Below are 24,575 nucleotides of genomic sequence, written 5' to 3'. Positions count from 1 at the left end.
TCAGGCGATGGGTTGATGGACAGTGACCAGCTTGGTGCCGTCCGGGAAGGTCGCTTCGACCTGAATGTCGGGGATCATTTCCGGGATGCCTTCCATGACCTGCTCGCGTGTCAGCAGGGTGGTGCCTTCATGCATCAGCTGGGCCACCGTTTTGCCGTCGCGTGCGCCTTCCAGCAAGGCGGCCGAGATGAAGGCGATGGTTTCGGGGTAATTGAGTTTTACGCCGCGCGCCAACCTTCGTTCAGCCAGCAGGCCAGCGGTGAAGATCATCATCTTGTCTTTTTCGCGGGGGGTCAGGTCCATGTCAGGGTCCGTGTTCGGCAGTTAAAAAGTAGCGGAGCGTTTGCTCTGTCCGTAACAACTGTAACGGTGCTTCAGGTACTCCAGATTCTCGGCGCAAGCGCTTCACGGCCCAGCAACGCGGGGCGCAGCAGTCGCCACAGATCAATCAGCCAGCCGCGTGCCTGGAAGGCTTCGCCCGCCAGGCAGCGGGCTACCAGCAGGCCCGGCAGTTGAGTCAGGTCGCCGCGTACCGGGTGAGGCAATGAGCGACAGGCGTCGAGCAGTTCGGGGCTGACGTCTCCGGTCACCAGCAGCGTCGCAAACACCGGGTTGCCGTCCAGCCCGATGGGCGAGTCCAGCAGGCCGTCGCCGCCTACAATGCGCTGGCGCTCATGCCAGAGCAACTGGCCATCGCGGCGAATATCCAGGTGCGACTGGAAGTGCCCGCGCTCGAACCGTTCGCCGCTGGCCTGCCTGCCCAGCGCAATCATGTCCCAGTAAAACAGCCGTGCATCGCCTTGCAGCTCGATGCGGGTGCTCAGTTCGGCCTGGGCCGAGCTGAAGACGATGGTTTCCTGGGGCAACCATTCCAGCGTGGCCCCCGCTGCGACCGTTAACTCAATGCGTTGATAGGCCGGGCCTGCCGCGCGATACCACTTGGCCGCGCCGGGGCTGGTCAGTTGAGCCCAGGCATCTGGGCCGACGCTGGCGCGAATGTCGAGCTGATCGCCACCGGCAATGCCGCCGGGCGGGTGCACGATGATGTGTTGGCACACCTGCGGCCCTTCGGCGTACAGGTGTTTTTGCACGCGCAAGGGGCCGCAGTGACGGCGCAAGGTCGGGCGCGTGCTGTCGCCAAAACGCCCATAGCCCAGCTCCAGCTCGGCGAGCCAGTGGGGGGTGAACAGGGCGGTGTTGGCGGGTAGATTCATGGGGGCTCAGCCAGGTAACAAAGAGTTACAGATTAAATCGTCACGAGGCCGCGCACACCGTCTGTTTGCATATTTTCACCGCGGCCTTGCTGAATGATTTCGCCCCGTGACATCACCAAGTATTGATCGGCCAGTTCTTCGGCAAAGTCGTAAAACTGTTCCACCAGCAAAATCGCCATGTCCCCGCGTGCGGCCAGTTGCTTGATGACCGCGCCGATTTCCTTGATGACCGAGGGTTGGATGCCTTCGGTGGGTTCGTCGAGGATCAACAACCGTGGGCGGCTGGCCAGTGCGCGGCCAATCGCCAGCTGTTGTTGCTGGCCCCCGGACAAGTCGCCGCCGCGTCGATGCTTCATCTCCAGTAGCACCGGAAACAGTTCGTAAATGAACGCCGGTACGGCTTTGGCCTCGGCGCCGGGGAAACGCGACAGGCCCATCAACAGGTTTTCTTCCACGGTCAGGCGCCCGAAGATCTCCCGGCCCTGAGGCACGTAAGCAATCCCGGCATGCACCCGTTGGTGAGGTTTTAGCGAGGTGATGGTCTGGCCTTCCCATTGCACGTCGCCTTCCTTGACGGGCAGCAAGCCCATCAGGCACTTGAGCAGGGTGGTTTTGCCTACGCCGTTTCGGCCCAGCAGGCACGTGACCTCACCGACGCTGACGGCAAACGACAGCCCGCGCAGGATGTGGCTGCCGCCGTAGAACTGATGCAGTTGTTCAACCTTCAACATGTGTGTCCCCTTTTGACGGCGCCGCTGCGGGCCCGATGACTCAACGACCCAGATACACCTCAATCACGCGTTCATCGGCTTGCACGTGTTCCAGCGACCCCTCGGCCAGCACGCTGCCCTGATGCAACACGGTGACGTGGTCGGCAATCGAGCCCACGAAGCCCATGTCGTGTTCCACGACCATCAGCGAATGCTTGCCCGCCAGGCTTTTGAACAGCTCGGCGGTGAACTCGGTTTCAGCGTCGGTCATGCCGGCCACCGGCTCGTCCAGCAGCAATAACGCCGGGTCTTGCACCAGCAACATGCCGATTTCCAGAAACTGCTTTTGCCCGTGGGACAGCAGCCCGGCCGGGCGATGCGGCGCGTGAGCGAGGCGCAGGGTGTGCAGGACGTCGTCGATGCGGTCTTTTTGCTCGCCCGTCAGTGTGGCGCGCAAGCTGGCCCACACCGACTTGTCGGTTTTTTGCGCCAGCTCCAGGTTCTCGAACACGCTCAGCGCCTCGAAAACCGTGGGCTTCTGGAACTTGCGGCCAATTCCCGACTGGGCGATCTGCACTTCGCTCATCTGCCGCAGGTCGAGGGTTTCACCAAACCAGGCCTGACCTTCGGTGGGGCGCGTCTTGCCGGTAATGACGTCCATCATCGTGGTCTTGCCTGCGCCGTTAGGGCCGATGATGCAGCGCAACTCACCGACGCCGATGTACAGGTTCAGGTTGTTAAGGGCCTTGAAGCCATCAAAGCTGACGCTGATGCCTTCCAGGGTCAGGATTGTGCCGTGGCGGGTATTGAGCCCCGTGCCAGCGGCCTGCCCCAGACCGATGGCATCGCGGCTGCTGCCCTGATCCTTGTTGGGTTCGAGCATGGGTTCGAGCAACACATTTCTCATTGATCACCCCTTTTGTGCCACAGCCCGATGACGCCCTTGGGCAGGTACAGCGTGACGACGATAAACAGCGCGCCGAGGAAAAACAGCCAGTATTCGGGGAACGCTACGGTGAACCAGCTTTTCATGCCGTTGACCACGCCCGCGCCCAGCAGCGGGCCAATCAGCGTGCCGCGCCCGCCCAGCGCCACCCACACCGCCGCTTCAATGGAGTTGGTGGGCGACATTTCGCCGGGGTTGATGATCCCCACTTGCGGCACGTACAGCGCGCCAGCCAGGCCACACAGCACCGCGCTCAACACCCATACGAACAGCTTGAAACCGCGCGGGTCGTAGCCGCAGAACATCAGGCGGTTTTCGGCATCGCGCACGGCGGTCAGCACGCGCCCGAACTTGCTGCGTGCCAGGCGCCAGCCGAGGAACAGGCTGCTGACCAACAGCACCACGGTGGCGAAAAACAACGCTGCACGGGTCGCGGGCTCGGTGATGCCGAAGCCCATGATTGTTCGAAAGTGAGTGAAGCCGTTGTTGCCGCCAAAGCCGGTCTCGTTGCGAAAGAACAGCAGCATCCCGGCGAAGGTCAGGGCTTGGGTCATGATCGAGAAGTACACGCCTTTGATCCGCGAGCGGAAAGCAAAGAACCCGAACACCAGCGCCAGCAAGCCTGGCGCCAGCACCACCAGGCACATGGCCCACCAGAAGTGTTCGGTGCCCACCCAGTACCACGGCAGCTCGGTCCATGACAGGAAGGTCATGAAAGCCGGCAGCTCATCGCCCGACGCCTGACGCATCAGGTACATGCCCATGGCGTAGCCGCCGAGCGCGAAGAACAGGCCGTGGCCCAAGGACAGCATGCCCGCGTAGCCCCACACCAGGTCCAGTGCCAGGGCGACGATGGCGTAACACAGGATTTTGCCGACCAGCGTCAGGGTATACGCCGACACGTGCAGCGGGCTGTCGGCAGGCAGCAACGACAGCGCCGGCAACGCCAGCAGGATCACTAGCGCGATCGCGCCGATCAGCGCCGTAGCAGTCGGTCCGGCTTTTTGTGTTGCGGTGATTAGCAATGGCTGGTTCATCAGTCGATCACCCGTCCTTTAAGCGCGAAAAGGCCTTGCGGGCGTTTCTGAATGAACAGAATGATCAGCCCCAGGATAAGGATTTTGCCGAGCACCGCGCCGATCTGCGGTTCCAGGATTTTGTTCGCGATGCCCAGTCCCAACGCCGCGTACACCGTGCCCGCCAATTGCCCGACACCGCCCAGCACCACCACCAGAAACGAATCGATGATGTAGCCCTGGCCCAGATCGGGGCCGACGTTGCCGATCTGGCTCAGGGCCACGCCGCCCAGCCCGGCAATGCCCGAGCCGAGGCCGAAGGCGAGCATGTCCACGCGCCCGGTGGGCACGCCACAGCAGGCGGCCATGTTGCGGTTTTGGGTGACGGCGCGGACGTTGAGGCCCAGACGGGTTTTGTTCAGCAACAGCCAGGTGAGCCACACCACCGCCAGCGCGAAGACGATGATGACCAGCCGGTTGTACGGCAGCACCAGGTTGGGCAATACCTGAACGCCGCCCGACAGCCACGCCGGGTTGGCCACTTCGACGTTCTGCGCGCCAAACAGCAGGCGCACCAGTTGAATCAGGATCAGGCTAATGCCCCAAGTCGCGAGCAGGGTTTCCAGCGGTCGCCCGTAGAGGTGACGAATGATCGTGCGCTCCAGCACCATGCCCACCCCGGCCGTGACGAAAAACGCCACGGGCAGCGCCAGCAGCGGGTAGAACTCGATGGCGGCGGGTGCAAACCGCTGGACCAGCACCTGCACGCAGTACGTGGCGTAAGCGCCGAGCATCAGCATTTCGCCGTGGGCCATGTTGATCACGCCCAACAGACCGAACGTGATTGCCAGCCCGAGGGCCGCCAGCAGCAGGATCGAGCCCAGTGACAGGCCGCTGAACGCCTGGCCCAGCAGGTCGCCGATCAGCAACTGGCGCGTGACTTGCGCCAGGCTGGTTTCGGCGGCGGTGCGTACCCCGGCATCGGTTTCGACGTCCGGTTGCAGCAAGGTTTCAAGCCGGGTACGGGCCAACGGTTCGCCGGTTTCGCCCAGCAGGCGCACCGCCGCCAGCCGCACGGCGGGGTCGGCGTCCACCAGTTGCAGGTTGGCCAATGCAAGGCTCAGGGCGACGCGTACCCCCTCATCGGTTTCGAGGGTCAGGCGACGATTGAGCAGTGCGAGCTGGGCAGGGCGGGCCGTTTTTTGCAGCTGTTGCGCGGCGCTCAGGCGCTGTGTGGGGTCCGCCGCCAGCAGTTGATGGCTGGCCAGTGCGGTCTCGATCAAGCTGCGCAGGCGGTTGTTCAGGCGCACGGTTTTAGGCTGGCCATCGACGATCAATTGGCCGTTCTGTAACCCGCTGAGCAGTGTGGTTCGCGCAGGCTCGGGTTGGGCGGCCCAGCCCTCCAGCAACGCGACCTGTGTGGGCAGGCTGGCGGCGGCAAAGTCGCTGGCGTCATCGGCCTGCGCACCCAACGGCACGAGCAGCAGGCAGGCGACGATAAAGCGGTAAAAGGCAGTGGGCATCATGTGCGTCCCTGTAAGCGCGGCGTCCTCTCCCTCCCCGAAGGTCGAGGGGAAGAGGGGCCTTTGACGGTGTTATTGACCTTTCACCGGGTGATCCGGTTTTTTGTCGTTGCCCGGGATATACGGGCTCCACGGCTGGGCACGGATCGGGCCGTCGGTTTGCCATACCACGCTGAACTGCCCGTCCGGCTGGATTTCACCGATCATCACCGGCTTGTGCAGGTGATGGTTGGTGGCGTCCATGGTCAGGGTGTAGCCCGAAGGCGCGGCAAAGCTTTGCCCGGCCAGCGCTTCGCGGACCTTGTCCACGTCGGTGGACTTGGCTTTTTCCGCGGCCTGCGCCCACAAGTGAATGCCGACGTAGGTGGCCTCCATCGGGTCGTTGGTCACGGCTTTGTCGGCGCCCGGCAGGTTGTGTTGTTTGGCGTAGGCCTTCCAGTCGGCCACGAATTTCTGGTTGACCGGGTTTTCCACCGACTGGAAGTAGTTCCACGCTGCCAGGTTGCCTACCAGCGGTTTGGTGTCGATGCCGCGCAGTTCTTCTTCGCCTACCGAGAACGCAATTACCGGCACGTCGGTGGCTTTAATGCCCTGGTTGGCCAGCTCTTTATAGAACGGCACGTTGGAGTCGCCGTTGACGGTTGAAATCACCGCCGTCTTGCCCCCGGCCGAGAACTTTTTGAGGTTGGACACGATGGTCTGGTAGTCGCTGTGGCCGAACGGGGTGTAGACCTCGTCGATGTCTTTATCCGCTACGCCTTTGGTGTGAAGGAAGGCGCGCAGGATTTTGTTGGTGGTGCGCGGGTACACGTAGTCGGTGCCCAGCAGCACGAAGCGTTTGGCGCTGCCGCCGTCTTCGCTCATCAGGTACTCGACGGCCGGGATGGCCTGTTGGTTCGGCGCGGCGCCGGTGTAGAACACGTTGGGCGACATTTCTTCGCCTTCGTATTGCACCGGGTAGAACAGCAAACCGTTGAGTTCTTCAAACACGGGCAATACCGACTTGCGCGACACCGAGGTCCAGCAGCCGAACACCACGGCGACCTTGTCTTGCGTCAGCAATTGGCGCCCTTTTTCAGCGAACAACGGCCAGTTCGAGGCGGGGTCGACCACGACGGCCTCAAGCTGCTTGCCGTTCACGCCGCCCTTGGCATTGATCTCATCGATGGTCATCAACGCCATGTCTTTGAGCGACGTTTCGGAGATCGCCATGGTGCCGGACAGCGAGTGCAGAATGCCGACTTTGATGGTCTCGGCTGCCTGCACCGTCCAGGTCATGCCCATGGCCACGATGGAGGCTGTGAGGGTGAAAGCTTTGATCAAGCGACGACGCTGCATGGTGCGATCTCCAGAGTTCTGATGGTTGGCGAGCCAATACCTGCACTGACAAGGGCTATAGCAAGGGCTGTGCCGGATTGGTCGGTGCCTCTGAAACCGGGGTTTGCACACAAAATGTGCTTTTTTTCGCACCATCAGAGCGCCCGTCAGGGCTCGCGGTGCACGCGGGTGCGCCGCCTTGGTGCCTGGCACGGCGCAGGCGCCTGCGGCGAAGGGACGTCTGAACGGGGTGGGGGTGGGGCGCGCGGGATTTTATTATTTAAATATGACCTCCCTTCGGGGTGGCTCCTGATGATGTGGAAGCGCGACCGCGTTGCGCTAAATCATCTGAATCAGGAGAGTGAACGTGAGCCAATTTTTCCACGAACGCATCGAGCGCGGCACGGCCGCGAAAACGGTGCCCCTGCCCGCCTTAAGCCCGGCGTTTGCGTATGCCGATGATGCGGCCCGCTTCGCCCACGAAATGATTGGCGATCGACGTGAGGGTGAGTACGGCGGAGTCATCCTGCAACGTCACGACGGGAAGTTTTTCGCCACGTTACCCGTCAAGGGCCAGAGCAGGATGTTCTCTCACGAGTTGGTGCTGTCGACAGACGCCGACAATAATTTTTTGCACCCCCCCGGTTATACCTGCCATGCGTTCTATCACTCGCACCCCAATAACTACGCCGAGGTGAAGCGGTATTTTGCGCAGTGGTCAAAAGAGTCGGTCGAGACGTCGATGAACTTCTTCTCACCCCCCGATGTGGTGTTCACCGTGGGCATGCGCGGGTTCGCACGCGTAGGCTATTTGTCGGGCCTCAATGGTTCGCTGATCAAATATGTGCCCAGCGGGTCCGAGCAAGAGGCCGCGCTGGTGGAGGGGTATCAGAAAGGTTTGGTCCGAGCCAAACAGTTGATCAGTTACGTGCATGAGTTGGCGGCTGTTGGTGAACTCAGCGTGATTCAAACCAATGACATCTGGGGCTGGAAAGTCGGAAAGGTCGACGCGGATTTTAAGATTTACAACCCGGCGACGCTTCCTCAGGCACCGAACAAGCAGATTCAGCAACCGGCCTACAGCCCCGTGTTTTCAAGCCTGCTGGATGCGGTGAAATACACTCGGCTGCGCATGTACCAACAACCTGAACAGCAGTTCGGCTACCTCCTCAAATACAAGGATCAGGCGCAATACCTGGCGACTGAGCCCGTGCCCGGCGCTGAACACCTGTTCAAGCCTGACGCCGTGTTCACGCTTAACGCAGCGGGGGCTGTGGTCATCCCCCGTAATCTGGAAGTGGTGGCCCAGTATTACTGCGACAACCTGTATCACGCGCCGGATCAGGTGCCCGCGCAGCAGCGTCAGGTCTACAAGCGTTTCGTCGAGCCTAACGCCATGGCGCAAAGCATTCGCATGTCGCTGGCCCTTCGGTTTGGGCGGGATGTGGCACCGCTGCCCCTCTACATCACGGTGCGTGACGGCGCCTTGCTTGAGTATCAACCGTCCAGCACGTTGGCCGAAGAGCCCTATGTGCGAACGCTCAGCCAGGCACAAGGGGGTGGGCTGGCGATCAAGCGTGACCTGCTGGGCGGCCACGTTACCCCCACGGCCTATGTCCATCGGCTGGCGCAAATGGGGACGCTGAAGGTGCTGTACCACAGCGATCTGTGGGGGTTGCCAGGCACGGTCGATCAACACTGGACGCCTTATGCGCGCCTGAGTCGCAGGGCCTTGAGCCCGTCTTTTTTAACGATGGATGACGCTGCCCGTTATGTTCACCGCAAGATTAAAAAGTCACCGAATGCGGACCGTATCTTCGGAGGGTTGATATTTCAGCGCCTCGACCAGCGCTTTGTGGCCACCGAGCCGTTGGCGGGTCGCGGTGAGACCTTTGATCCTTACGGCATCATCCCCGCTGAACGCTTTGACCTGACCCCCACGGGCGGAACCATTGTGGGTTTTTACCATTCTCATCGGCCGCAAGACTCGATGTTGTTGCCGCCGGGTGTCGAACAACAGCTCTACGCGGACATGCTGGAACCCCATGAAGTGTGTGCCGCCATCCAGGACCGTGACTGGGCGCCGGTGCGCTTTCTGTCGACCCCGCAAGGCGCGTTGCTCAAATACGTGCCCAGTGGCACTGACCGGGAAAAGAAATTCCTTGCTCGCGTCGCCCCCCCGGTGAGCAACCCTGAAAACGTGCGGCACAACGCGCTGCAACTCAAGTTGCGCACGCATACGCTCAAGGCCACCGAATACGTGGGGCAGATCGTGCGCACCGGTGATTTGTATGTGGTGGAAGGCAACACCCTTTGGGGCAATCCGGGCAAGGTCACGACCCACTGGAAGCCTTCACCTGAACCGGCACCCGTGCCACTGGCGACCGAGCAGCCCGCCTTAAGCCCGGTGTTTACCCAGGCGCAGGATGCGGCGCGCTATGCCCACCACCGCATGGGGGCGCGCACGAAGCGCCAGTTCGGTTTTATTCTCAAGAGTGTTCACAGCGAAGAGTTTGTCGCGACGTACCCGCTCGAAGGTGGCGGTCTGGGGCTGGATCGGGTGTTCCCCCGCAAACCCTCCGAGCGCGACAACACACTGCCCGGCGATTTCAAAATCCATGGGGTTTACCTGGGAACGCCCGCGACGTATTTCTCATCACCCTCGCACGTGAAGGACGTGCGCAACCTCAATACGCTGCTGGGGTTTGTGACCCCTGACGATTTTGCCGACGCGCTGGGTCTGGTGAACCTGGTCAAACAGCAGCGGGGCGCGTTCACGGGCGACGTGCCGCTGTACCTGTCGACTAACGACGGCGCGTTGCTCAGCTATGTGCCGGTCAACCTGTGGGCACAGCTGACCTCCGGTCTGTTTGGTTCTTGGGGCCGCCCGTTACTGACGCAGATCCTGAACGGTGAATTGCACGTGACGGAGTACGTGCATCAGGTGGCGGCCAACGGCCAACTGGAGGTCGTAATAAAGAGCGCCCTGTGGAATGCACCGGGGCACGTTACGCAACAGTGGGTGCCTTATAAAAAGGCGGCGGCGATGCCGTTTCCGGCCACCCGGCGCTTCCCGCTCAGCCCGGTGTTTGCCCACCCCGATGACGCCGCCCGCTATGTGCACGCGCACATCCCGCACCCCAACCAGTTGAATGTGGTCGCCGCCATTCTGGGCAAGGCCGACTACAACACCTATGTCGCCATTGAGCCGAACTCGGGCGGGGAAGTGGCCAATGCGCCGCAAACCCTGCTGTTCACCCACAAGCACGTGGACGGCCAGTTACACCCGGTGCCGCTGTTTGCCGCCGGGTACTCGCGCAAGCACCTGCTGTTTTCGCGGGCGTATTCATCGCAGGCGGGTTACAGCGCGCTTGAAAATAACTTGCTGAACAACATGTTCTGGCCAGTGGATATTTGCTACGCCACCCGCCTGCTAAAAACCTATGACAGTGACAACAGTTTTGAGGTGATCTACCACTCGACCAATGATGGCGCCCTGCTCAAATACCGGCGCGGCGCGACCCTGGCGACGCAGCAACTGTGTGAGTCCATCAGCGGCTCAAACCTGACCTATGAGGGGTACTTTGCCGAGAACTATGAACCTGACCGCACCACTCGCCGTTACTACGAAAAGGCGCCCGAGCCTCAAAAGCCCGTCGAGCTGCTGACCCGCGTTCTCAATACGGGGCAACTGAGCGTGATTACGGTCAGCCGCACTTGGCCGAACAAGGGCGAGGTGCAGCACACCTTGACGATCAACATCGAGCCTGCAGCTGAGTTGTTCGAGTGGGACGATCCTCGCAAGGTGCAACTGGTGCCCACCAACGGCGCGGACACGCCTTCCGCGCCCTGGCATGACGAGCTTTAGCGTTTACGCATCAAGCCAATAAAAAACAACCCGCCAATCGCCGCCGTCGCCACGCCGATGGGCAGGTCTTCAGGGGCGATCAGGGTGCGGGCCGCGACGTCGACCCAGACCAGAAACACACTGCCCAGCAGCGCTGAGACCGGCAGCAAACGGCGATGTTCTGCACCCACCAGACGGCGCGCAATGTGCGGGATCATCAAGCCGACAAAACCAATCGAACCGCTGATGGCCACCAGTACGCCGGTCATTAGCGAGGCGATCAGAAACACCCGCAGGCGCACGTTGCGTGCATTCAGGCCGAGGGTGACGGCGGTTTGTTCGCCCGCCATCAGGGCATTCAGCGGGCGGGCCATGCCCAACAGCAGCACCAGCCCCAGCAACACGCTGGCGCCGGGGATGGCCAGCAGTTCCCAGCGCGCCAGCCCCAGACCACCGAGCATCCAGAACAGCACGGCGGAACTGGCGCGGTGGTCGCCCAAAAACAGCAAGGTGTTGGCCACGGCCATCATCACAAACGACACCGCCACGCCGCATAACAGCAGGCGGTCACTGTCTAGTCGGCCCTGACGGCTGGCGATGACCAATACCAGCAGCATGCTCAGCAACGCGCCAATAAAGGCCGCGATGGGCAGGGTCAGTAAACCGATGATCTCGCCCACGTGCAGCACCACGATCACGGCGCCCAAGGTGGCGCCGCTGGTGACGCCCAGCAGGTGCGGGTCCGCCAGCGGGTTGCGGGTCACGGCTTGCAGCACCGCGCCGATCAAGGCCAGCCCGGCCCCGACCAGCGCACCCAGCAGCATGCGCGGCACCCGTATCAGCCACACGATGTGTTCCTGCCCGGCGCTCCAGTTCACCTCGCCAATCCCGAACAGCTTGTGCAGCACGATGTGCCACACCACGTCCACGGGCACCCGCGCCGGGCCGAACCCAAGCGACACGACGCACGAAACCAGCAGCACAGCGCCCAGCCCCAACAGCAATAGCGCATAGCGACGCGCCATCATTGCGGATGAAAGCCTTTGGCCAGGGTCTGGATGGCCAGCACGTTGTCGATACCCGGCGTGGCCTGGACGTAGGGGATGACGATGAAGCGTTTGTGACGGATTGCGTCCACCGATTGCAGCGCGGGGTGGGTTTCCAGGAAGTGCTGTTTCTGTTCGGCCGTCACTTCGCTGTAGTCGACGATCACGATCACCTCGGGATTACGTTCGACCACGGTTTCCCAGTTGATGCGCGTCCAGCTGGCGTCGATGTCGCTGAGGATGTCGTTACCGCCTGCCGCTTCAATCAGCGCGTGCGGGATGCCCAGACGGCCGCTGGTCATGGCGCGGTCTTCACCGCTGTCATACAGGAAGACCCGCGGTTTTGAGGCGGGAAGGGTCTTTTGCACCTCAGAAATTTCTTGCTGCATGTGAGCGATCAGCGCGTTGGCACGGTCCTGCACGTCGAAGATTTTGCCGAGGTTGCGCAGGTCGTTGTAGGTGTCTTCCATGCTGGCTGGCGGGCGCTTCATGACAAACGCGCAAGACTCGGTCAGCTCGTACACATTGATGCCCAGCGGTGTCAGGGTCTGGGGAGTCAGGTCGCCGCCCACACGCATGCCGTAGTCCCAGCCCGCAAAGAAGAAATCCACATTGGCATTGAGCAACGTTTCAACAGACGGGTACTTGCTCGCCAGTTCGGGCAGGCCGTCGAGGATCACCTTCATTTGCGGGGTGACGGCCTTCCAGCCGCTGATGCCGCTGTAACCGGTCATGTGCGGCTTCAGGCCGAGGGCCAGCATCATGTGCGTCATGTTGATGTCATGACTGACGGCATGCTTGGGGGCTTCATTGAAGGTCACGTCACGATTGCAGCTTTGGATCGTCAGCGGGTAGCGGGTGGCGTCGGCCTGGGCCAGTTGAGTGCCGAACACAGCGCAGACGCAGAGAACGAGGCGGATCAGGTTCATGGTTGGGTTATCCAGGTGATGCGCGGGTAGCCGGCCAGCGGATGTTCATCGATCAGGGCGTCGACGCCAAACACCTCGCGCAGCAGGGTGACGGTCAGCACCTCGCGAGGCGTGCCGCTGGCAACGATTTTGCCGTGGTCGATCACATACAGGCGGTCGCAAAAAGCGGCGGCGAGGTTCAGGTCATGGATGCTGGCGAGGGTGCCGATGTTCAGGCGTTTAACCAATTGCAGCAGTTGCAGTTGATAGCGCGGGTCGAGGTGATTGGTCGGCTCGTCGAGGATCAGCAGGTCCGGTTGCTGGGTCAGGGCGCGGGCCAGAATCACACGCTGTTTTTCACCGCCCGACAGGGTGGCAAACGCGTGGTCTTCAAAGCCCTGCAAGCCCACGGACGCGAGGGCGTTTTGCGCCAACTGGCGGTCGGTGACAGTGTCGCCGTCAAACAGCCCTTTGTGCGGGGTGCGGCCCATGGCGACCACTTCATCGACGGTCAGGCCAAAGGCATCGGGGAATTCTTGCAACACCACGGCGATGCGTTGCGCGCTCCAGCGGGGGGATTGTTGCCAGAGGTTGTGTTGCCCAAGGTGAACGGTGCCGGCCTCGGGCTTGCTGAAGCGGTAGGCGCACCGCAGCAGGCTGGTTTTGCCGCTGCCATTGGGCCCGATCAACCCCACGAACTCACCGGCGGCCACGTGCAGGTTGGCGTCACGCAGGTGGAACTGGTGATGACAATGACCGTGCCCCAGGGGGGACCAGGCGAGTTGCGTGAGGGTGAGGCGCGGCATAAGTGTCCAGGTCAAACGTTAAAAGGCGTAATCGGCCGTCACAAAGAACGAGCGCGGCTCGCCCATGATCCATTGCTGGCCGCCATTGTATTGGGTTACGGCGTACTGGCGATTAAACAAATTATTCAACCGCACGCCCAGGGTGGTGTTCGGCAGGGCGTGCCAGCTCACCGTGGCGTCTACCACGGTGTAGCTCGGCAGTTCGACGCTGTTGGCCGTGTCGGCGTAACGCGCATCGACATAGCGCACTCCGGCGCCTGCGTTCACGTCGTCGGTGATGACCTTGCTCACCCACAGGTTGGCGGTGCGACGGGGGACGTCGGTGGGGCGGTTGCCTTTGCGCGATACGCCGTCTTCGTTGAAGGTGTCGTATTGCGCCCGCACGATCGAGGCGTTGGCTTGCAGCGCCCAGCGGTTCGGCAGTTGCAGGTCGAGGCTGGCTTCCAGACCGTTTGACGATTGCTCGCCCACTTGCAGGGTGCGAGTGACGTTCGCGGGGTCAGTGGTCAGCAAATCCTTTTTGACAATGTGATACGCCGCCAGCGTCCATTCGCCCCGCTGGTCCCAGAACATCTGCTTGAAACCGACCTCGGTCTGATGCGCATGGGCCAGACCGTAGTCTTGCTGGCTCTGACTCAGGCTGATCAACCCGCCGACGCCATCCACGCTGGTGGCCTGTTGGGCGTAGAGCGACATGTCCGGGGTCAGTTCATAGACCAGGCCGACTTTCCAGCTGTTGGCGGACAGGCCACGGTCACTGCGGGTGGTGTCGCCGTTTTCGGCGAAATCATCGCGATCCAGGTGCACGATGTCGCGGCGCACGCCGGTGACCAGCGACAGTTGGTCGGTCAGCTCAGTGCGGTTTTCGGCGAACAGCGACACCTGCTGCGTCGTGCTGGTGAATTGGTCGCGGTACGGCGAAGCACTCTCGAACTGGCCACGGTTCGGGTGGTACAGATCGACAGGTTGGCCGTTGGGGGCGACATCGTCATACGGCGCATTGCTGTGCAGGCTGAAGTGGATGCGGTTGTAGTCCATGCCCACCAGGGTTTTGCTGTTGAGGCCGAACAGGTCGTGATTGAGGGTGAAGGTCTGACGGTCACCGAGTTGTTCCTGATCGTGCTTGATGCTGAAAAACCCGCTACGCAACAGGCTTTGGCTGGCCTGGTCCCACGCATGGTTTTCGGCGTTCTGCCAGCGCCGCTGGGCTTTCAAGTAATACAGTTCGTTGCTGGCGCTCAGGGTGTCGCTGATCTGCCATTCGGTGTTCAGGCGCGTCCACTGATCGTTGTAGTGCAGTTTGGCGTCGCGCACGTTGTAGTTTTTGTCGCGCAGACCCTTGTGGTAACGGCCGTTGATCAACGGCACGCCAAAGTCGTTTTGCGGTTGCTGGTCGCCGTAGTCGTGGCTCAGCGTGAAGGCCAGGTCATCCGTGGCCTGCCAGCGCAGGGCGGCGCTGATGAAGGTGTTTTCTGAATCGCCATGGTCGATCCAGCCGTTGCTTTGAGTGTGGTTGATGTTCAACCGGTAGCTCAGGGTGTCGGTCAGTGAGCCGCCGCTGTCCAGCGCTTGTTGTCGGGTGTCATAGGAACCGTAGCCGATGCGCACGTGGTTTTCGATGTCGCCACTGAACGGTTTTTTCGGGATCACGTTGATCACCGCGCCTGTCGCGCCTTCGCCATACAGCACGGACGCCGGGCCGCGCAGGACGTCGATGCGTTCCACCGACCAATCGTCAACCGGGAAGGTCACGGTGCCTGCGCCGCTGTACAGGCGCACGCCGTCATACAGCTGCATGACCGAGCCTTCGCCGACAAAACCGCGGGCCGAGTACGCAGAGCCGCCGTTACCCGGTGTGCCGGTGTTGCTGATGCCGGTGGTGCGGGTCACGGCGTCTTGAACGCTGCGATCGCCACGGGCCCGGATCTGCGCGCCGGTCAGGTTTTCGACACTGGCCGGAGTTTGCAGACTGTTGAGGTTCAGGCGCGAACCGGTAGACGTGGCGGTCTTGAGGTCGATGTGGGAATCATCGGCTTCAGGGGCTGTGATGGTCGCGGCAGGCAGCATCAAGGACGGTGCAGTGTCGTCCGCTTGCGCAGCGGTGACGGTCAGCAGGCAAAGGCTGGAGAACAGGTACTTATTCATCGGGACAGTGAGTCGCTTTTCAAAGGTATGCCCGCTGCCTCCTGGCGGCGGGTGATGAAGCCTCAATAAAGCGGTTACACATAACCGCCTTAGTGGGTTTTTTATCAGCGCGCCATTATCCCCGAGTCTCTAGCGCGCGGCTCTCGAACTATTCACGTTGGTCATGAGTGCTGCTCACGTTGTGGTTTAGCGCGCATCAGCAATAACAACCGGTCAAGCACCCAGACGGCAATCAAAGACACGCCCACCAGCGGGAACAGTACCGCCAGCCCCAGCATGATCAGCACGCCGGTTTTCCAGGTGGGCAGCGCATGGCGCAGCGGCGGTACGCCCAGGCGGCCTTGTGGGCGACGTTTCCACCAGATCACCAGGCCGCTCACCGAACTGAGCAGAATCATCAGGCACACCAGCAGGATGGCGATCTGGTTCAGTGAGCCGAAGAGTTTTCCTTCGTGCAGCATCACGCCCATTTCAGTGGCGCGGGCGACGTTGCTGTAATGCTGCCAACGCACGTCGGCCAGCACTTGGCCGGTGTATTGATCGACATGCAGGGTGGCATCGTCACGCGGATCGTCAGCGAAGACGGCGACGGTAAAGACGCCTTCGGCGGTGGTCGGCAAGGTGATGCTGTAACCGGGTTCGACGTTGCGCCGGGTGGCGGTGTCGACCACCTGTTGCAGGGTGATGGTCGGCGCGGCCGGGCCACTTGCCTGGGCGCCGTGGCCCATGTGTTCGGCATGGGCGCCCGAGACGGGCATCGGGGTGTTCTCCATTGCCCAGGGCACGGTTTGACGGGCTGCGGTGTTGAGGCTGCGCGCTTCCAGGTCAGATTTGGGGACGTTGTTCCACATGGCCGCCGGGAACTGATTCCACAAGTCGGCGTATTGCTTGCCCCAGAAGCCGGTCCAGGTCATGCCGCTGATCAACATAAACAGCAGCAATGCAGCGCCCCAGAAACCGGTGACGGCGTGCAGATCGCGCCACAGCACACGCCCGCGACGGGTCAAGCGTGGCCACAGCACGCCTGCCGCCGATTGCCCGCGCGGCCACCACAGGTAAAGCCCGGAAATCACCAGCACCACGCCCCAGCCCGCGGCCAGTTCGACCAGGCGATCGCCCAGCGTGCCGATCATCAACTCGCCGTGCAGCGCTCGGGCCACGGCTTGCAGGTTGAGCTTGGCATCCTGCTCGCCCAGCACCTCGCCGTTGTAGGGGTTGATAAACACGTTCAGCTCGCGCCCGCCGTTATGGATGACAAACTGACCGCTGCGCTGCGGGTTGATCGGGGGCAGGTACTGGCTGATATGCCCCTGTGGATAAGTGGCCTGGACGCGGGTGAGTTGTTCGTCGGCGCTGAGGCTGTGATGACCGGGGCTGACGTTGATCAGGTGGTCGTAGAGCAACGGGTCAAGCTGGGGCTTGAACAGGTAAATGATGCCGGTCAGGGCCAGCAGGATCATGAACGGGGCAACAAACAGCCCGGCGTAGAAATGCCACCGCCAGGCCAGGTTGTAAAAAGAGGGGGTTGGTTGGCTCATGTGAGCGGCTCCGCAAGGTCAGCAATTGTTTTCAGGCATCACCCCGGCCCTTGCCTTAAGCACAGGACCGGAGTGAGGGGCAACGTGGTGCTTAGAAGCTCACGTCAATTTTTGTCCACAGCGTGCGGCCGGGCTCGTTGATCGGCGTCGGGTCGCTTGCCGGGTAGCCGTAACCTGCGTTGCCGGCCATGTTCAGGTGTTCGCTGTAGTTTTTATCCAGCAGGTTGTCGACCCCGGCGCTGACTTTCAGGTTTTTGCTGATGCGGTAGGCGCCGTTGAGCGAGAACACGCCAAAGCCTGCGCTTTTGTCGTAATCCTTGCCCACCACGTTACCGGCGTTGCGATCGATCCGGTCTTGCCGGGCCACCACGCGCCACAAGGCACCGGCGCTCCAGTCGTCTTCGCTGTAGGTCAGGCCGAGGCGGGTGTCGAGCGGCGGCATTTGCGGCAGGGCCTTGCCATCCGTGGTGTTTTTGCCCCAGGCATACGCCAGTGTGGCGTCGGCTTTCCAGCGGGCGGTCAACTGATACGCGGCTCCCAGTTCGCCGCCCATGACCCGGGCGTTGACGTTCTGTGCCTGGGACGATCCCTTGGCGTAATCGAACAGGATGTAGTCGCGAATCTCACCGGCGTAGACCGAGGCCCAGGCTTCGAGGCGTTCGGTTTTGTATTGCAGGCCCATGTCGAGCTGGGTGGTCTTCTCGGGTTTGATCGCGTCGAATGCGTTCACCGAGCCTGCGGGGCCGGATGACGGTGAAAACAATTCCCAGTAATCCGGGAATCGCTGGGCGTGGCCCAGACCGGCGTAGACGGTGGTCGGGCTGTCAGCGATGTCGTGTTCGTAGCGCACAAAGCCGCTGGGCAGTGTGTCGGCGCGGGTTTTATCGAGTGTCGGGTTGGGCTTGCTCATCATTCCCGAGCCAATCCGCGCGCGGAAGTCCTTGGCGGACGCACGGTCAAGGCGGGCACCGGTGATGACACGGTCGCGCTCAGCGGCGTACCAGGTCAGTTCGCCAAAGGCCCCGTAATTGTGGAAGTCGGCGTCTTTGCTCCAGTTCTGGTCCTTGTAGGTGTCGATGCCCATTCCCATGCGTTTGCGGTGTTCGTTGGTCTGAGCGTCGATGCCGCTGATCAATTGATAGTCGGCCCAGCGCCAGGTGGCCTTGATGCGTGCGCCCAGGGTGCGGCGATCGACGTTGGAGGCCATGGGCCCGGCCATCATGCCGGTGCCGGACGGGGTGCGCAGGGTGTAGTTGTCCATCACGTGGTCGGCGTAGTTGTAGTAAACCTGCGCTTCGACCTTATCGAGCACTTCACCGATGTTGGACTTTTCAAAGCGCAGGCCCAGGCTTTCGCGCTTGTACTGGCTGCCGTCCATTCCGCGACCGGCCGAACGTGCCTCGCCGTCGCCCTTGCCGGCAGTGAGTTCCAGCAGGGTGTCGGCATCGGGGGTCCATCCGAGGGCGATGTCGCCGTTCCATTTGTCATAACGTGACGGCACCGTGTCGCCATTGCCGTCTTTGTAATCGTCGGAATGCGCGGTGTTGCCGATCACCCGCACATAACCCAGCGGGCCCCCGGCGGCGGCGTCGATGGTTTTGTCGAAGCGGCCATTGGAACCCGCCAGCACACTGGCGTTTACCCGCGTGCCCAGCTCACCAAAGTGCTCGGGTGCGCGATCAAACAGGATGGTGCCCGCTGAGGCGCCTGGCCCCCAGAGCACGGTCTGCGGGCCTTTGATCACGGTGAGTTGATCGTAGGTTTCCGGAGAAATGTAGGACGTTGGGGCGTCCATTCGGCCAGGGCAGGCGCCGAGCATCATGCCGCCGTTGGTGAGGATGTTCAGGCGTGATCCGAACATGCCGCGCAACACCGGATCGCCGTTGGTGCCGCCGTTGCGGATCAGGGCAAAGCCGGGGATGGTTTTGAGGTAGTCGCCGCCGTCGCTGGCGGGCACGGGCTGACGCGGGTCTTTCGGGTTGGTGACGATGGTCAGCGGGGAACTGGGCGCGACGGCAGTCACCACCGTCGGGCTGAGTTCACGCACGTGCCCGGCGTGCTCATCCACGGGGTCGGCGGCCAGAGCCAGCGGGGCGAACAACGCGCAGCACAGCGCGCTCAGGGCGAAGGGGAACACCGTCTGGGGGTGAGGCAAACGGGAGGCAGCAGTAAAACGGGACATAAACATTCCAATATTCAAACGAATACAACACGGCCACGCGCCTGCCTGGGGCAGGGCATAAGACGGGCCAGGGTGAAGTTGTTGTGTCGGTGGTTAAAGGAAGGCGGGCGGCGCGCGTGATCGGGCGCCGGGGAAGACCGGTTGCCGGGCGTGGCCCAGTCGGGGGTTGGACGCCAGATAACTTTCGGGCTCAGGGGGATTGAACAGGGCCAGGTCAACCGTGCCGGGGAGCGCGGGGCAACTGAACAGCAGCGTGCAGTACCCGCATTTTTCCCACATGGCGTGGTGATCAGCGGACGGTTGTTGAGGCTCGGCGTGTTCGCTGTGCGCCGACACCCGCATGTCCATCGGCATGGGCATGGAGGCGTGATGATCCATCGGCATCGCTTGGGAAATCAGCGGGCCGATGAAAATCATCAACATGGCAAACAGGCTCAACCAACTGCCGCGGATCTGCGACATGGGCGGCCTGGCGCGACGGGCGCTCACGGGGCTCAAAGACCTTGGCGGTTAGTGGGCGTGCGAGGTTTCCTTGCTGGCGCCCGGTGCCTGTTTCTGCACGTTTACGTCGACTTGCACAGCGCCTGCCTTTTCAAAGTGCAGGGTCAGGGGGAAGCGCTTGCCGTCTTGCAGCAGGCTGCGGTCTTTGAGGTTGAACAGCATCACGTGGTACGCCATGGGGGCAAACGTGACAGTGCCACCTGCCGGGACATCCACCGTGGGCACGCGCTGCATTTTCATCAGGTCGCCCTGCATGACGTGCTCGTGGATCTCGGCTTTTTCGGCAATCGGGGTGTCTGCGCTCAACAAGCGGTCGGCGGTGTCGCCGGTGTTCTTGATGATGAAATACGCCGCGACAGTCGGCGCATTGGGCGGCAGCTCCTGGGACCAGGGGTGAGCGATCTCCAGCGCACCAACGGTGTATTGATGAGCGTTGGCGAAACAGGCAGGCAACATCAAAGCCGCCGCTATCAGGGCGTGCTTGACCAGTGACAGATTCAACATGGTAATTCTCCGGAACGATTCAAAGCGCAAAGGGGTTGCGAGGATGAATCACACCAGAGGAGAGGCGCGGGGGTTGAGGCTTGGCCATTGCTGGCGCGGGGTAGGGCGTTTCAGGTGATCCGGCACTTGGCTATGGCCGTGCTCGATGGCCGCGAAATACAGCGTCGGGACATGGGACGGCAAGGCCACCAGTGGCGCCGAGCCCGAGCAGCACCAGCAATGTTGCATGGTGGAATGATCGTCGTTCTGGCTGTCGCCAGCGTCAACCTTGCCCAGCGACACGGCTACCATTTTGGTACCGGTCGAGGTGCAAAAGCTGCTCCACATGAACTGCTCGGTGGGCGCCTGACGGGCGCCGCTCATCGCCCCTGCCGTCGACATGGCGAGCATGTTGAACAGCACTGCGAAGCAGGCGATCCAGGCAAATGCAAAGCGTTGTCGGGACATGACGAATTCCGTGAGTGGAGCGATCAAGGGCGCTATTTAGCCTGAATGATCGGCGTAAGTAAAAAGGCCGGGTGCGGCGAAGTGTCGCTTTGGGTGTCTCATTCAGTGAGCGGGTACGGCATGCACCTCTATGGCAACCCCAAGCGATGAGCGCATTACCGAGAAGATGGCGGCCAGGTTGTCCATGCTTGGATTGCCTCCGACAGACAGCATTCTGTGCAGGCTCTTGCTGGGCTTTGCTGTTTCCTTGGCAAGCCCCTCAAAGCCAACCGTTGCATTCACCAAGTCACGAAGGATGACCCGGGCCATTTCAGGTTCGCCGTTAAGGAAAAGAGTAGCTGCCTCATCGAGTAATGCTTGAGCAAATGCAGGGTCGCGTTCGGCTCGCTCAGCAATCGTCTGTTTGAAACTTCTTGTGAGAGCCATAGAGTTTACCTCGCGTGTTTCGTGGTGTTTTTGTGGCGTTTGTACTCGCTAATTAATTTTTTAGCGTGCTTGATATCCTGCTGCTGGCTGGATTTATCCCCTCCGCCAAACAGAATGATCAACTGCAGGCCTTCTTGTAACAAATAGATTCGATAGCCGGGGCCCCAATCTATGCGGTATTCCCCTAAACCTTCAAACCATTTGATGTTAGAGGTGTTTCCCATCTCTAGACGCATGATGGCTGTAGCGACCTTGGCTGCTGCTTGAGCGCTTAATGACGAAAACCAGCGCTCGAAGGGGCTGGTCTGGTCGGGGGTGCAATATTCTTGAACAGTGATCGTCATGCCATAAAGGTAACTAATAAGTTACTTTGCGGGCAACCCCTTCACGTGTTGCTGATCATTTCAGCGTCATTTTCCAACGCGCTCAGCACCTCCCCAACCCCCCAAAACACCCGATCTACCTCCGCCAATTCGGGGCGTTTGAGGATCAACACGGGCACGCCGCGTTCGCGGGCAACCTCCAGTTTGGGCTCGGTGGCGCTGCTGCCGCTGTTTTTACTGATCAGTACATCGATGTGTTGCTGCTCAAACAGGCGCCGTTCGTCGTCGATCCTGAACGGGCCGCGGGCGCCGATGACCGTGCAGCGTTCGTTGCCGGGATACGGGTCCAGCGCGCGCAAGGTCCAGAATTGATCGGCGGGAATTTCGTGCAAATGCGCCAGCGGTTCTTTGCCCAGCGTGAACAGCGGGCGTTTGAAAGGCGTGAGCGCCGTGACCAGTTCGTCCCAGTCCGCCACCTCACGCCAATCGTCGCCGGGTTGCGGCTGCCAGACCGGACGCCGCAACGCCCAGCATTCAATACCGCAGGCGCGGGCGGCCAAGGCTGCATTGCCGCTGATTTGCGCGGCATACGGGTGTGTCGCATCCAGGAGCACATCGATGTGCTGCTCGCGCATATAGCGGGCCAAACCCTCGGCACCGCCGTAGCCGCCGACCCGTACTTCACAGGTCAGGTCAGTCGGCACACGGCCCACCCCGGCGAGGCTGTACACGTGCTGTGGCCCCAGGGTGCGGGCAATGGCCAGCGCTTCGGTGACGCCGCCCAGCAGTAAAATCCGTTTCATTCAAAGGCTCCCGCATGGCCCACAATCCCGCCCTGGCGGTCGATGGCGAAGACTTCAACCTGTACCTGGGTGGGCACCACGCTGCGAGCGAAGTTCAGCGCGTGCTGACACACCGCGTCGCCCAAGGCGATGCCGGCTGCATGGGCCATGGCCAAGGCTTGCTGGCTGGTGTTGGCCTGACGAATGGCGGTTTGCAGTGCGGCGTCAGCCCCAATGGCGGCGGCCCAGTCAGCCAGTTGCGGCAGGTCGATGCTTGAGTGGCGACTGTGTAAATCCATGTGCCCGGCAGCCAGTTTGCTGATCTTGCCGAAGCCGCCGCACAGGCTCAATTTATCCACAGGGACTTTGCGCAGATGCTTGAGCACCGCGCCCACGAAGTCGCCCATTTCGATCAGCGCGATCTCCGGCAGGTTGTACACGCCGCGCATGGTGTCTTCGCTGGCATTGCCGGTGCAGGCGGCGATGTGCAGGTAGCCGTTGGTCTTGGCCACGTCGATGCCCTGATGGATCGAAGCAATGTACGCCGCGCACGAGAACGGGCGCACGATGCCGCTGGTGCCCAGAATCGACAGACCGCCCAGAATTCCCAGTCGCGGATTCATGGTTTTCAGTGCCAGCGCTTCGCCGTCGCGGACGTTGACGGTCACTTCAAACCCCCCGGCGTAATCGCAATCACGGGCCAGTTGCAGTAGGTGATCGGTGATCATTTTGCGCGGCACCGGGTTGATCGCCGGTTCTCCCACGGGCAGTACCAGACCGGGCCGGGTGACGGTGCCTACGCCCTGGCCAGCCACGAAGACGACGCCCGCGGCGGGGATCAGGCGCACTTGCGAGTACAGCAGCGCGCCATGGGTCACGTCCGGGTCGTCGCCCGCGTCTTTCAGGGTGCCCGCCTCGGCGCCCCCGGCCAGCAGGCGACAAAACTCCAGGCGCATCGTCACCACCTTGCCCTTGGGCAGGGTGATTTCAACGGCGTCATGACACACGCCGCTTAGCAACAGGCGTGCGGCAGCCAGGCTGGTGGCCGTCGCGCAACTGCCCGTGGTCAGGCCGCTGCGCAGCGGCGCGGGTTGTTCAGCGGTTTCGTCACGCATCGTGGGGTTTGGTCACATCTAACAGGGTGATCGGCAGCGCTTGGCGCCAAGTGTCGAACTCCCCCAGCGGCCGGGCGTGAGCGACGTGCAGACGGGTCAGTTCCCCGCCATGCAGAGCGCGCCAGTTCATCAGGTGCAGTTCGCTTTGCAGGGTGACGGCATTGGCCACCAAGCGGCCACCGGGCTTGAGTTGCTGCCAGCACGTGTCGAGAACGCCTTCGCGGGTCACGCCGCCACCAATGAAAATCGCGTCGGGGCGTTCGAGCCCGGCCAGCGCATGCGGGGCCTTGCCGCGGATCAAGCGCAGGCCGGGTACGCCCAGCGCGTCACGGTTGTGTTCGATTAACTGCTGACGGCCCTCATCAGCTTCGATCGCCAGCGCGCGGCAGCTCGGGTAGCTACGCATCCACTCAATGCCAATCGAGCCACTGCCCGCGCCTACGTCCCACAACAGTTGGCCGGGCAGGGGCGCGAGACGCGCCAGGGTCATGGCGCGCACGTCACGCTTGGTCAACTGGCCGTCATGCTTGAACGCGCTGTCGGGCAGTCCGCCGATACGCGACAGCGGGTGCGCGTCGTGAGAGGCGATGCATTCGATGGCAATCAGGTTCAAGTCGGCCATGTCGCAGGCGTTCCAGGCGTCGGCGCTCGCCTCGATGCGCCGCTCGGTCGGGCCACCAAGGTGTTCCAGCACATGCACCCGGCTCGGGCCAAAGCCGCGCTCGCTCAACAGCTCGACGACGGCAGTCGGGCTGCTGGCGTCATTGCTCAGCACCATCAAGCGCACACCGCTGTGCAGGTGGGCATTGAGCGCAGCCACGGGCCGCGCCACCACCGAGAGCGTCACAACGTCCTGCAGCGCCCACCCCAAACGCGCCGCCGCCAGCGAGAAAGACGACGCTGAGGGCAGTACGTGCATTTCGTCGCCGGGGATCACACGCGCCAGACTGGCACCCACGCCGAACAGCATCGGATCGCCGCTGGCCAGCACGCAGACCGGTTCGCCGCGCAGTGCCACTACCGGCGCCAGCGAAAAGGGGCTGGGCCACGTCAGGCGTTCAGCGCCGATGCAGGCTGGCAGCAAGTCCAGCTGGCGCTGCCCGCCGAACACCCGCGCAGCGCTCAACAGCGCACGCCGGGCCGTTTTGCCCAGACCGCTGAAGCCGTCTTCACCAATTCCCACAACTGTTAGCCAGGGCGACATGCCAATCCTCTTGTTAAACGCCGAAGTCATCGTTTACCCGCCTGTGCAAGGCGGTGCGCATGATAGCGCGCCTTG

At 62.0% G+C, this 24,575-nt stretch carries 22 protein-coding genes; 1 reads left to right on the top strand and 21 read right to left on the bottom strand.

The window, feature by feature from the left end; genetic code table 11:
* From BKD70_RS09255 to urtA, 7 genes are all read right to left on the bottom strand, one after another.
* A complete protein-coding gene (locus BKD70_RS09255; RefSeq protein WP_047273174.1) occupies positions 1–303 on the bottom strand; it encodes an urease subunit gamma in 303 nt (100 codons plus the stop codon).
* A gap of 71 nt (positions 304–374) precedes the next feature.
* A complete protein-coding gene (locus tag BKD70_RS09250) occupies positions 375–1,214 on the bottom strand; it encodes an urease accessory protein UreD (protein ID WP_047273175.1) in 840 nt (279 codons plus the stop codon).
* Positions 1,215–1,246: 32 nt separating this feature from the next.
* Positions 1,247–1,945, bottom strand: a complete 699-nt coding sequence (urtE, locus tag BKD70_RS09245) for an urea ABC transporter ATP-binding subunit UrtE (RefSeq protein WP_047273176.1) — start codon at positions 1,943–1,945, stop codon at positions 1,247–1,249.
* 40 nt (positions 1,946–1,985) lie between these two features.
* Positions 1,986–2,831, bottom strand: coding sequence for an urea ABC transporter ATP-binding protein UrtD (urtD, locus tag BKD70_RS09240; protein WP_047273177.1), 846 nt, complete (start codon positions 2,829–2,831; stop codon positions 1,986–1,988).
* Complete coding sequence (gene urtC, locus BKD70_RS09235) at positions 2,828–3,907, bottom strand: urea ABC transporter permease subunit UrtC (RefSeq protein ID WP_047273178.1); 1,080 nt, start codon at positions 3,905–3,907, stop codon at positions 2,828–2,830. Before urtC ends, urtD begins: the two co-directional genes overlap by 4 nt.
* The gene (urtB, locus tag BKD70_RS09230; protein WP_047273275.1) at positions 3,907–5,409 is read right to left on the bottom strand and encodes an urea ABC transporter permease subunit UrtB; all 1,503 of its coding nucleotides are present in this window, start codon (positions 5,407–5,409) and stop codon (positions 3,907–3,909) included. Before urtB ends, urtC begins: the two co-directional genes overlap by 1 nt.
* Before the next feature lie 72 nt (positions 5,410–5,481).
* The gene (urtA, locus tag BKD70_RS09225; protein ID WP_047273179.1) at positions 5,482–6,747 is read right to left on the bottom strand and encodes an urea ABC transporter substrate-binding protein; all 1,266 of its coding nucleotides are present in this window, start codon (positions 6,745–6,747) and stop codon (positions 5,482–5,484) included.
* Positions 6,748–7,093: 346 nt separating this feature from the next.
* Here urtA and BKD70_RS09220 point away from each other — a divergent pair, with 346 nt between their 5' ends.
* Positions 7,094–10,594, top strand: a complete 3,501-nt coding sequence (locus tag BKD70_RS09220; protein WP_047273180.1) for a DUF4329 domain-containing protein — start codon at positions 7,094–7,096, stop codon at positions 10,592–10,594.
* Here the strand turns inward: BKD70_RS09220 and BKD70_RS09215 are convergent.
* From BKD70_RS09215 to BKD70_RS09150, 14 genes are all read right to left on the bottom strand, one after another.
* A complete protein-coding gene (locus tag BKD70_RS09215; protein ID WP_047273181.1) occupies positions 10,591–11,601 on the bottom strand; it encodes an iron ABC transporter permease in 1,011 nt (336 codons plus the stop codon). The genes BKD70_RS09220 and BKD70_RS09215 overlap by 4 nt on opposite strands.
* Complete coding sequence (locus tag BKD70_RS09210; protein ID WP_047273182.1) at positions 11,598–12,548, bottom strand: ABC transporter substrate-binding protein; 951 nt, start codon at positions 12,546–12,548, stop codon at positions 11,598–11,600. The genes BKD70_RS09215 and BKD70_RS09210 overlap by 4 nt, the downstream gene beginning before the upstream one ends.
* Positions 12,545–13,333, bottom strand: a complete 789-nt coding sequence (locus BKD70_RS09205; protein WP_047273183.1) for an ABC transporter ATP-binding protein — start codon at positions 13,331–13,333, stop codon at positions 12,545–12,547. The genes BKD70_RS09210 and BKD70_RS09205 overlap by 4 nt, the downstream gene beginning before the upstream one ends.
* An 18-nt stretch (positions 13,334–13,351) precedes the next feature.
* A complete protein-coding gene (locus BKD70_RS09200; protein WP_047273184.1) occupies positions 13,352–15,478 on the bottom strand; it encodes a TonB-dependent siderophore receptor in 2,127 nt (708 codons plus the stop codon).
* 161 nt (positions 15,479–15,639) lie between these two features.
* Positions 15,640–17,016: a PepSY domain-containing protein gene (locus tag BKD70_RS09195; RefSeq protein WP_047273185.1), complete on the bottom strand. Its 1,377-nt coding sequence runs from the start codon at positions 17,014–17,016 to the stop codon at positions 15,640–15,642.
* A gap of 91 nt (positions 17,017–17,107) precedes the next feature.
* Positions 17,108–19,198, bottom strand: coding sequence for a TonB-dependent copper receptor (locus BKD70_RS09190; protein ID WP_047273186.1), 2,091 nt, complete (start codon positions 19,196–19,198; stop codon positions 17,108–17,110).
* 93 nt (positions 19,199–19,291) lie between these two features.
* A complete protein-coding gene (locus BKD70_RS09185; RefSeq protein WP_047273187.1) occupies positions 19,292–19,660 on the bottom strand; it encodes a DUF2946 domain-containing protein in 369 nt (122 codons plus the stop codon).
* 48 nt (positions 19,661–19,708) lie between these two features.
* A complete protein-coding gene (locus tag BKD70_RS09180; RefSeq protein ID WP_047273188.1) occupies positions 19,709–20,203 on the bottom strand; it encodes a copper chaperone PCu(A)C in 495 nt (164 codons plus the stop codon).
* A 48-nt stretch (positions 20,204–20,251) separates the two neighbouring features.
* Complete coding sequence (locus BKD70_RS09175) at positions 20,252–20,650, bottom strand: DUF2946 domain-containing protein (protein WP_047273189.1); 399 nt, start codon at positions 20,648–20,650, stop codon at positions 20,252–20,254.
* 102 nt (positions 20,651–20,752) lie between these two features.
* Entirely contained in the window at positions 20,753–21,076 is a 324-nt protein-coding gene (locus BKD70_RS09170) for a DNA-binding protein (protein WP_047273190.1), read from the bottom strand.
* Positions 21,077–21,081: 5 nt separating this feature from the next.
* Positions 21,082–21,420: a type II toxin-antitoxin system RelE/ParE family toxin gene (locus BKD70_RS09165; protein ID WP_047273191.1), complete on the bottom strand. Its 339-nt coding sequence runs from the start codon at positions 21,418–21,420 to the stop codon at positions 21,082–21,084.
* Positions 21,421–21,461: 41 nt separating this feature from the next.
* Positions 21,462–22,202 (bottom strand): cobalt-precorrin-6A reductase, encoded by a 741-nt coding sequence (locus BKD70_RS09160; protein WP_047273192.1) that lies wholly within the window; start codon positions 22,200–22,202, stop codon positions 21,462–21,464.
* Positions 22,199–23,296 carry a cobalt-precorrin-5B (C(1))-methyltransferase gene (locus BKD70_RS09155; RefSeq protein WP_047273193.1) on the bottom strand — a complete coding sequence of 366 codons (1,098 nt, stop codon included), beginning with the start codon at positions 23,294–23,296 and terminating at the stop codon, positions 22,199–22,201. The genes BKD70_RS09160 and BKD70_RS09155 overlap by 4 nt, the downstream gene beginning before the upstream one ends.
* The gene (locus BKD70_RS09150) at positions 23,289–24,500 is read right to left on the bottom strand and encodes a bifunctional cobalt-precorrin-7 (C(5))-methyltransferase/cobalt-precorrin-6B (C(15))-methyltransferase (protein WP_047273194.1); all 1,212 of its coding nucleotides are present in this window, start codon (positions 24,498–24,500) and stop codon (positions 23,289–23,291) included. The genes BKD70_RS09155 and BKD70_RS09150 overlap by 8 nt, the downstream gene beginning before the upstream one ends.
* Positions 24,501–24,575: the final 75 nt, after the last annotated feature.

Origin of the sequence: Pseudomonas sp. BS-2016 (genome assembly GCF_001806145.1) — a bacterium.
Taxonomy (GTDB): domain Bacteria; phylum Pseudomonadota; class Gammaproteobacteria; order Pseudomonadales; family Pseudomonadaceae; genus Aquipseudomonas; species Aquipseudomonas lundensis.
The sequence above is the reverse complement of the archived record's forward strand: the minus strand, read 5'-3'. Positions and strand labels throughout refer to the sequence as shown.

What these genes read in the sequence shown, in the direction of transcription:
- urtA (WP_047273179.1), bottom strand. Translation starts at nt 6,747, where the DNA reads ATGCAGCGTCGTCGCTTGATCAAAGCTTTCACCCTCACAGCCTCCATC.
- BKD70_RS09200 (WP_047273184.1), bottom strand. Translation starts at nt 15,478, where the DNA reads ATGAATAAGTACCTGTTCTCCAGCCTTTGCCTGCTGACCGTCACCGCT.
- urtD (WP_047273177.1), bottom strand. Translation starts at nt 2,831, where the DNA reads ATGAGAAATGTGTTGCTCGAACCCATGCTCGAACCCAACAAGGATCAG.
- BKD70_RS09195 (WP_047273185.1), bottom strand. Translation starts at nt 17,016, where the DNA reads ATGAGCCAACCAACCCCCTCTTTTTACAACCTGGCCTGGCGGTGGCAT.
- BKD70_RS09165 (WP_047273191.1), bottom strand. Translation starts at nt 21,420, where the DNA reads ATGACGATCACTGTTCAAGAATATTGCACCCCCGACCAGACCAGCCCC.
- urtC (WP_047273178.1), bottom strand. Translation starts at nt 3,907, where the DNA reads ATGAACCAGCCATTGCTAATCACCGCAACACAAAAAGCCGGACCGACT.
- BKD70_RS09170 (WP_047273190.1), bottom strand. Translation starts at nt 21,076, where the DNA reads ATGGCTCTCACAAGAAGTTTCAAACAGACGATTGCTGAGCGAGCCGAA.
- BKD70_RS09190 (WP_047273186.1), bottom strand. Translation starts at nt 19,198, where the DNA reads ATGTCCCGTTTTACTGCTGCCTCCCGTTTGCCTCACCCCCAGACGGTG.
- BKD70_RS09215 (WP_047273181.1), bottom strand. Translation starts at nt 11,601, where the DNA reads ATGATGGCGCGTCGCTATGCGCTATTGCTGTTGGGGCTGGGCGCTGTG.
- BKD70_RS09205 (WP_047273183.1), bottom strand. Translation starts at nt 13,333, where the DNA reads ATGCCGCGCCTCACCCTCACGCAACTCGCCTGGTCCCCCCTGGGGCAC.
- BKD70_RS09210 (WP_047273182.1), bottom strand. Translation starts at nt 12,548, where the DNA reads ATGAACCTGATCCGCCTCGTTCTCTGCGTCTGCGCTGTGTTCGGCACT.
- BKD70_RS09185 (WP_047273187.1), bottom strand. Translation starts at nt 19,660, where the DNA reads ATGTCGCAGATCCGCGGCAGTTGGTTGAGCCTGTTTGCCATGTTGATG.
- BKD70_RS09255 (WP_047273174.1), bottom strand. Translation starts at nt 303, where the DNA reads ATGGACCTGACCCCCCGCGAAAAAGACAAGATGATGATCTTCACCGCT.
- BKD70_RS09180 (WP_047273188.1), bottom strand. Translation starts at nt 20,203, where the DNA reads ATGTTGAATCTGTCACTGGTCAAGCACGCCCTGATAGCGGCGGCTTTG.
- BKD70_RS09150 (WP_047273194.1), bottom strand. Translation starts at nt 24,500, where the DNA reads ATGTCGCCCTGGCTAACAGTTGTGGGAATTGGTGAAGACGGCTTCAGC.
- BKD70_RS09175 (WP_047273189.1), bottom strand. Translation starts at nt 20,650, where the DNA reads ATGTCCCGACAACGCTTTGCATTTGCCTGGATCGCCTGCTTCGCAGTG.
- BKD70_RS09155 (WP_047273193.1), bottom strand. Translation starts at nt 23,296, where the DNA reads ATGCGTGACGAAACCGCTGAACAACCCGCGCCGCTGCGCAGCGGCCTG.
- urtB (WP_047273275.1), bottom strand. Translation starts at nt 5,409, where the DNA reads ATGCCCACTGCCTTTTACCGCTTTATCGTCGCCTGCCTGCTGCTCGTG.
- BKD70_RS09250 (WP_047273175.1), bottom strand. Translation starts at nt 1,214, where the DNA reads ATGAATCTACCCGCCAACACCGCCCTGTTCACCCCCCACTGGCTCGCC.
- urtE (WP_047273176.1), bottom strand. Translation starts at nt 1,945, where the DNA reads ATGTTGAAGGTTGAACAACTGCATCAGTTCTACGGCGGCAGCCACATC.
- BKD70_RS09160 (WP_047273192.1), bottom strand. Translation starts at nt 22,202, where the DNA reads ATGAAACGGATTTTACTGCTGGGCGGCGTCACCGAAGCGCTGGCCATT.